General features: G+C 62.1%; 7 protein-coding genes. All 7 read left to right on the top strand.

Features of this window, described 5'->3' with window-relative positions:
• The first annotated feature begins 76 nt into the window (after nt 1-76).
• Genes V6M49_RS19600 through V6M49_RS19570 form a run of 7 tightly spaced genes read left to right on the top strand, consistent with a single transcriptional unit; the run spans nt 77 to nt 6,814 of the window.
• Nucleotides 77-451: a TadE/TadG family type IV pilus assembly protein gene (locus V6M49_RS19600; protein ID WP_442959772.1), complete on the top strand. Its 375-nt coding sequence runs from the start codon at nt 77-79 to the stop codon at nt 449-451.
• Entirely contained in the window at nt 439-1,476 is a 1,038-nt protein-coding gene (locus V6M49_RS19595; RefSeq protein WP_332762827.1) for a pilus assembly protein TadG-related protein, read from the top strand. The genes V6M49_RS19600 and V6M49_RS19595 overlap by 13 nt, the downstream gene beginning before the upstream one ends.
• A gap of 39 nt (nt 1,477-1,515) precedes the next feature.
• Complete coding sequence (cpaB, locus tag V6M49_RS19590; protein WP_332762825.1) at nt 1,516-2,274, top strand: Flp pilus assembly protein CpaB; 759 nt, start codon at nt 1,516-1,518, stop codon at nt 2,272-2,274.
• Nucleotides 2,271-3,467 carry an AAA family ATPase gene (locus V6M49_RS19585; RefSeq protein ID WP_332762823.1) on the top strand — a complete coding sequence of 399 codons (1,197 nt, stop codon included), beginning with the start codon at nt 2,271-2,273 and terminating at the stop codon, nt 3,465-3,467. The genes cpaB and V6M49_RS19585 overlap by 4 nt, the downstream gene beginning before the upstream one ends.
• Nucleotides 3,467-4,984 carry a CpaF family protein gene (locus V6M49_RS19580; RefSeq protein ID WP_332762821.1) on the top strand — a complete coding sequence of 506 codons (1,518 nt, stop codon included), beginning with the start codon at nt 3,467-3,469 and terminating at the stop codon, nt 4,982-4,984. Before V6M49_RS19585 ends, V6M49_RS19580 begins: the two co-directional genes overlap by 1 nt.
• A complete protein-coding gene (locus V6M49_RS19575; protein WP_442854237.1) occupies nt 4,981-5,922 on the top strand; it encodes a type II secretion system F family protein in 942 nt (313 codons plus the stop codon). Before V6M49_RS19580 ends, V6M49_RS19575 begins: the two co-directional genes overlap by 4 nt.
• Before the next feature lie 7 nt (nt 5,923-5,929).
• Nucleotides 5,930-6,814, top strand: coding sequence for a type II secretion system F family protein (locus V6M49_RS19570; RefSeq protein WP_332762818.1), 885 nt, complete (start codon nt 5,930-5,932; stop codon nt 6,812-6,814).
• The last annotated feature ends 27 nt before the right edge of the window (nt 6,815-6,841 follow it).

Here is a 6,841-nt window from a genome sequence, read left to right as displayed (position 1 = left end):
ACTGCGCCGCACAACCTGTTTTCAGGTCCCGAAAACGGCGCAGCAGCTCATGGAGCAGAAGAGAGGGACGCAGCGGATGCGTGAACCATCAGAGCGCGGGGCGGCCGCCGTCGAGTTCGCGATCCTGTTGCCTGTTCTCCTCATGCTGGTGCTAGGAACCATTGAATTCGGTCGAGCCTACAACGCGCAGATCACCCTCACGAATGCCGCCCGCGACGGCGTCCGGGTGATGGCCATCGCCAACGATCCGACCGGTGCCAAGACCGCCGCGCAGAACGCGGCGGCGTCGGTCAGCACTACCATTCCCACCTCGGACATCACGTTGACTACTAACACGTGCAGTACGGGAAACCAGGTGACCCTCACCATTAAGTACACTCTGTCCACCATCACCGGCATCGCGGGCCCCTTCCCGATGACAGGCAAGGGAGTTATGCTGTGCGGCGGCTGACCGGGAACAACGAAAACGAGCGCGGCGCCCTCAGCGTCATCATTGCAATCCTCATGGTGACTCTCCTCGGCTTCGTGGCGATCGCCGTCGACGTCGGCGTCATTTACTCAGAACGCGCGCAGCTGCAAAGCGGCGCGGACGCCTCCGCCATTGCACTGGCCCAGAAATGCGCCCGCGAGGCCACCGATCCTCTCTGTTCAACGACGTCGTCACTCGCCGCGAGCCTTGCCAACCAGAACGCCTTGGACGGCATGAGTAAGGTGCATTCCATAGATTTGGACAAGACTGCCCGGACCGTATCGGTAACGACGTCCGCGAAGGAAACCGGCGGCACCGATAACTCGGTGTCCCTGTTCTTCGCGGACATACTCGGTGTCCCCACCAAAGAGGTCGGAGCCCGGTCTTCGGCTGTGTGGGGCAGTCCCAAGGCCGGACGGACCGCTTTTCCTCTCGCCTTCTCCATCTGCCAGGTCAAGGACAAAGTCGATGGTTCGCTTCAGCTCCTCCAGGATCACGGTTCGAATACCAACCCGGACTGCAACTACGGGCCGTCCGGCGCTGCCGTGGCCGGCGGCTTCGGCTGGCTGGCACCTGACGCCGGTACATGCGGCGGCACCATCGATCTCGCCCTCAGCGAAGGCGGCAGCGATACCGGCAACAACGCCCCGGGGAACTGCTCCACAGAACTCAACCGCTGGGCCAGTGAAATCACCGCTGGCCGGGAGATCATCGTCCTCCTTCCCGTCTTCAACAAGGTCGTCGGCACTGGCGCAAGTGCCGTCTACGGCCTGATATCTTTTGCCGCCTTCAAAGTCACCGGCTGGAAGTTCAGCGGAAACAGCGGGCTACCCTACGAATTCCGCAGCGAAATCTCTGCAGCCACCGGCGTGACGTCGTCCACTGAATGTAAAGGCGACTGCCGCGGAATCATCGGCAGCTTCGTCAAGTACGTCTCCCTCGCCGACGGCTACACGCTCGGACCAGTGGACGAGTACGGCGCCACCATCGCCCGCATGACCCTGTAGCCCACTCGCACCCGCCAATCCCCAACCCAGGAGTAAAAAGTGAAGTCTCGCCTGCTGGCAGGAACGGCTGCGATTGCATTGGCGATTGTGGGCGCCCTTCTCATCATCTTCTACGCCCAGGGCGCCGACCAGCGCGCCCTGGCCACCACCAAACCCGTGGATGTCCTGGTGGTCAAGACAGCAATTCCCGCAGGCACACCCGTTAAGGAGATGGCCGCGTCCCTTGCCCTTGAGCAGGTTCCCGCCGCCGGCGTCGCCGACACCGCCCTCAAAACCCTGGACAACTCCGCAGGCACCGCCAGCGCCGTGGACCTCCTGCCGGGTGAGCAGCTACTCGCCGAGCGGCTCGTCGCTCCGGAACAAGTCAAACGTGACGGCGCCATGGAAGTACCCGCCGGCTTCCAGGAAGTCTCCTTCGAAGTGGAGCCCAAAAGGGTGGTCGGCGGACGCATCGAGGTTGGAGACCACGTCGGCTTCTTCCTCTCGTTCGAGAAGGGAGCCTTCAAGGCCAAGCCCGAAGATGAGACTACACAGCTGACGGTCCGCAAGGCCCTGGTCACCGCGGTCCAACGTGCCCCCCAGACTGAGCCTGCAGAGAAACCGGCGGAAGGCGAACCGGACCCGCAGGACACCACCCTCCCCGTGGGCTCCCTCATGCTCACCGTCGCGGTCAACGACGTCGACGCCGGCAAGATCGTTTTCGCCTCCGAGTTCGGCCGCATCTGGCTCACCAAGGAACCCCTCGACGCCCAGGACAACGGCCCCCGCATCGAGCGCAAGGAAGTGGTGCACAAGTGAGCCGCTTTGTCCTCCTCTCCCCCAACATCGATTTCGACCGCAAACTTCGCCAGGCCGTAGCGAACGGAATCCGGGGCACGGTGCAGACCATCGCCTCGGACATCCTCCCAGCCGGCCCGCAGGAACTCTTTGCCCTCCTCAACCAGGAGCAGCCCGAGGTTCTCTTAATCGGCCCGGATGTTTTCGCTGATGAGGCGTTGCGTTTTGCAAAAGTCTTCGACGTCCAGCTGCCAGGGCTCAGCATTGTACTCGTCAGCGATGCCGATCCGTCCGTCCTTCTCCACGCCATGCGCGCGGGTATCCGGGACATAATGAGCCCCAGCGCCGATGCCGCCGAGATTCGCGTCCTACTGGAACATGCCTGCCAGTCCTTCGCGACCCGAAACCGCACTCTTGATGCACCGCCGGCCGAAAATGCCGGCAAGGGACTCGTGGTCGGAGTATTTTCCCCCAAGGGTGGCGTGGGCAAGACCACTCTTGCGACTAACATCGCCATCGGGCTTGGCCAGATCGCACCCATGAGCGTTGTCATCGTTGACCTGGACCTCCAGTTCGGCGATGTCGCCTCCGGCCTGTACCTCAATCCCGAGCACACCGTCACGGACGCCGTGACACCGGCCGCAGCGCAGGACTCCCTTGTCCTTAAGGCCTTCCTGACCGTCCATCCGGCCGGTATCTACGCCCTCTGTGCGCCGCCAACCCCGGTGGATGCTGACCACATCACGCCCGATCAGATCACGCACTTGCTTGAGCAGCTGGCCAGGGAGTTCCAGTACGTGGTCCTGGACACTGCACCCGGTCTCCCCGAGATCGGGATTGCGGCCATGGAACAGTGCACCGATGTGGTGTGGGTGAGTGCCATGGACATCCCCAGCCTCCGCGGCCTGCGGTCCGGCCTGGAAGTCCTCCGGCAATTGGAAATCACGCCGGAGTCACGTCATGTAGTCCTGAACATGGCTGATGCCAAGGCAGGCCTGACCGTCCAGGACGTCGAATCCACCATCGGCGCTCCCGTGGACATCAGCATCCCGCGTTCCCGCGCCGTTGCGCTTTCCACCAACCGGGGCATCCCCGTCTTGCAGGAATCCAAAAAGGATCCCGCTGTCAAAAGCCTCAAGCAGCTGGTTGAACGTTTCAACCCCGCCTGGCGGACCCAGGCCCAGCGCAAGCTTCACCGAAGGGTGGTCATCTAATGAAACTCTCCGACCGGATCAACGCAGTTCAGGACAGGAACCAGGCCGCGCACCCTGCGCTCCCCGTGAACCCTGCCGTCAAAGGCATGACGTCGGTCCGCACCACCGTCCCCCAGCGTGCGGCGTCCGCGGCGAGGGTGGAGGAATCCGCTGGGTTGCACTCTGCCGCCGTCGTACCTTCACCAGCCAGTGCATCGGACGCGGCGGCCCAGACACCCAAGTCAAAACCGGTGGATGTCTTTGCTGCGATGAAACTGCGTGCCGCGAACGCCCTCTTTGAACGGATGGGTACGCGGTTCAACGATGCGTCAGTGACAGAACATGAGCTCCGGAGCACTGCGAAGGAAGAGCTCACCAAGATCATTGACGCGGAGCAGGTTCCACTGTCCGCTGAGGAACGCATCCGGCTTGTCCGCGATGTCGCCGACGACGTCCTCGGTTATGGCCCGCTACAGCGGTTGCTGGACGATCCGGCCGTCACGGAAATCATGGTTAACCGGATGGACCAGATCTATGTCGAACGCAAAGGCAAGCTCACGCTCACCGAATCGCGCTTCAGCTCCGAAGAGCATCTGCGTAAGGTCATTGAGCGCATTGTTTCCAAGGTGGGGCGCCGGATTGACGAGTCATCTCCGCTGGTGGACGCCCGGCTTGAGGACGGCTCACGTGTCAACGCCGTCATCCCGCCACTGGCCGTTGGCGGATCATCGCTGACTATTCGAAAGTTCAGCAAGGTACCCCTGACGGTCCGCAACCTGATTGACTTCGGCACCCTGACCCCGGAGATGGCTGAACTGCTGGACGCCTGTGTGAAGGCCAAACTGAATATCATCGTGTCCGGCGGCACCGGAACCGGCAAGACGACCCTACTTAACGTCCTGTCCTCGTTCCTTCCGGGAGACGAACGGATCGTGACCATCGAGGACGCCGTGGAGCTGCAGATCCAACAGCAGCATGTGGTCCGGCTTGAAAGCCGTCCGCCGAACACCGAGGGCAAGGGCGAAGTGACCATCCGCGAACTGCTGCGCAATTCCCTGCGTATGCGGCCAGATCGCATCGTGGTGGGTGAGGTCCGCGGTGGTGAATCCCTTGACATGCTGCAGGCCATGAACACCGGCCACGATGGCTCTCTTTCCACGGTGCACTCCAACTCGCCCCGCGACGCTGTCGCCCGTCTTGAAACTTTGGTGCTTATGGCCGGCATGGACCTGCCGTTGCGGGCCATCCGTGAACAGATCGCGTCCGCCGTGAACCTTATTGTCCAGATCTCGCGCCTGCGGGACGGGTCCCGCCGCATCACGCATGTGACTGAGGTCCAGGGCATGGAAGGGGACATCGTCACCCTCCAGGATGCGTTCGTTTTCGATTACTCGGCCGGGGTGGACGCCCATGGCCGATTCCTTGGCAAACCCGTTGCCACCGGCATCCGGCCGCGGTTCATTGACCGGTTCGAAGATCTCGGCATCCACGTCTCACCGGCGGTGTTTGCCGGTTCTCTCTCCCCGGTCGCGAAATGACCGCCGTGACACTTTACGTGGGGATCGTCGTCCTGCTGGCGGCGATCAGTCTCCTCGGCATCGCGGTATTAGCCCCCGGCACCCCCGAGGTGCCGTTGGACCGCCGTCGTCCGTTCGAATCCAACCCGCCGACGACGTTGACGCGCTTTGCGGCCTCCGCAGTGGCCTCCTTCGAGCGGATGCTTGGAGGACGCAATGTCCAGCTTTTCTCCCGTGCCCAGCTTGAAATCGCTGGACTCCGGCTGAGCCAGGCGGAATTTTTCATCCTTGTGGCCGCCGGCGCTTGTGTGGGATTCCTCGTGGGCATCGTGACCGTCGGGCCCCTCATCGGGTTACTTCTGGCAATGCTGTCGCCCTTCGTAGGGCATCTCGTGCTGAATTATCTGGCGGGGAAGCGGCGGGCTAAGTTCGATGCGCAGCTTAGCGATTCGCTTCAGCTCCTCTCCGGCGGACTGCGCGCAGGTCACAGTATCCTCCGCGCGATCGACGCAGCCGCGTCAGAGTCCCAGAAACCGACGTCGGAAGAGATGCGGCGTGTGATCACCGAGACGAGCCTCGGCCGTGAGCTGCTGGCAGCACTCAACGACACCGCTCTCCGGATGAAGAACGAAGACTTCGTTTGGGTTTCCCAAGCAATCCAGATCAACCGCGAGGTGGGCGGAAACCTTGCGGAGGTCCTGGACCAAGTGAACGAAACCATCCGGGAACGAGGAGAAATCAAGGGCCACATCAAGGCCCTCGCCGCGGAAGGAAAGTTCTCCGCGTACATTCTCATTGCCATGCCGTTCGGCATTGTGCTTATGCTCATGACACTGAACCCTGGCTACATGAATCCAATGTTCAGCCATCCCTTGGGCTGGGCCATGCTGGGTGCCTCGTTTGTCCTTATGGCCATCGGCTCGCTGTGGATGCGCAAGATCATCGACCTGAAGTTCTGAGGACATGATGAACCCCCTGATACTCCTCTCCGTGGTCCTGGTCTGCGTTCCAGTGGCCGCGGTGGCCTGGTCAGTCCTGACAGCCGATCAAAAGGGCCGGGTAGTAACCGCCGAGCTCCTCAGCCGTGGCGCCTCCCTCTCAGGCTCAGTACCTGAGCCCAAGACAGGCTTGCTCGAATCCATAGGGCGGCGGCTGACTCCGCCCGCTTACGTCGCATTCCTGGACAGGCTCCTTTCGCTGGCAGGACGGCCAGTTTCCATGCCCCTGGGAAAGGTCCTGGGCTCCAAACTGGCCATTGGCCTAGCTGGTGCGTCCCTCGGGATCTACCTGAGCGCCGTCGGAAGCACACCGATCATGAAGCTCGCGGGCATCTTCCTGCTCTTCCTGGGTTACTTCATCCCGGACCTGATGCTCTACAGCAAGGGCACGGAACGCCAGAAGGCCATGCAGCTGGAGCTGGCCAACACGCTTGACCAGATGCTGATCTCGGTGGAAGCCGGCCTCGGCTTCGAAGGGGCTATGGCCCGGGCCGGCGAAAACGGCAAAGGGCCGCTGGCTGAAGAGCTGGTCCGCACGCTGCAGGACATGCAGGTGGGCCGCAGCCGCCGTGAGTCTTACCAGGCGCTGGCAGAGCGGACCAGCATTCCTGAACTTCGGAGCTTCGTCCAAGCCGTAATCCAGGCCGATACCTACGGCATCGCCATCAGCCGGGTCCTGCGCATCCAGGCAAAGGTCATGCGGGTAAAACGCCGCCAGCGTGCCGAGGAGAAAGCCATGAAACTGCCCGTGATGATCCTCTTTCCGCTGCTGTTCTTTATTTTTCCCGTGCTCTTTATTGCCATTCTGGGGCCGGCGGTTATCAACACGGTTGTCACATTCAGCGGGCAATGACCCCGAAAAATCATCATGCAAGGATGA

It is taken from the genome of Pseudarthrobacter sp. (assembly GCF_036675385.1).
Lineage (GTDB): Bacteria > Actinomycetota > Actinomycetes > Actinomycetales > Micrococcaceae > Arthrobacter.
Note: the sequence above shows the minus strand (reverse complement) of the source record. Positions and strands in the feature narration are given on the sequence as shown.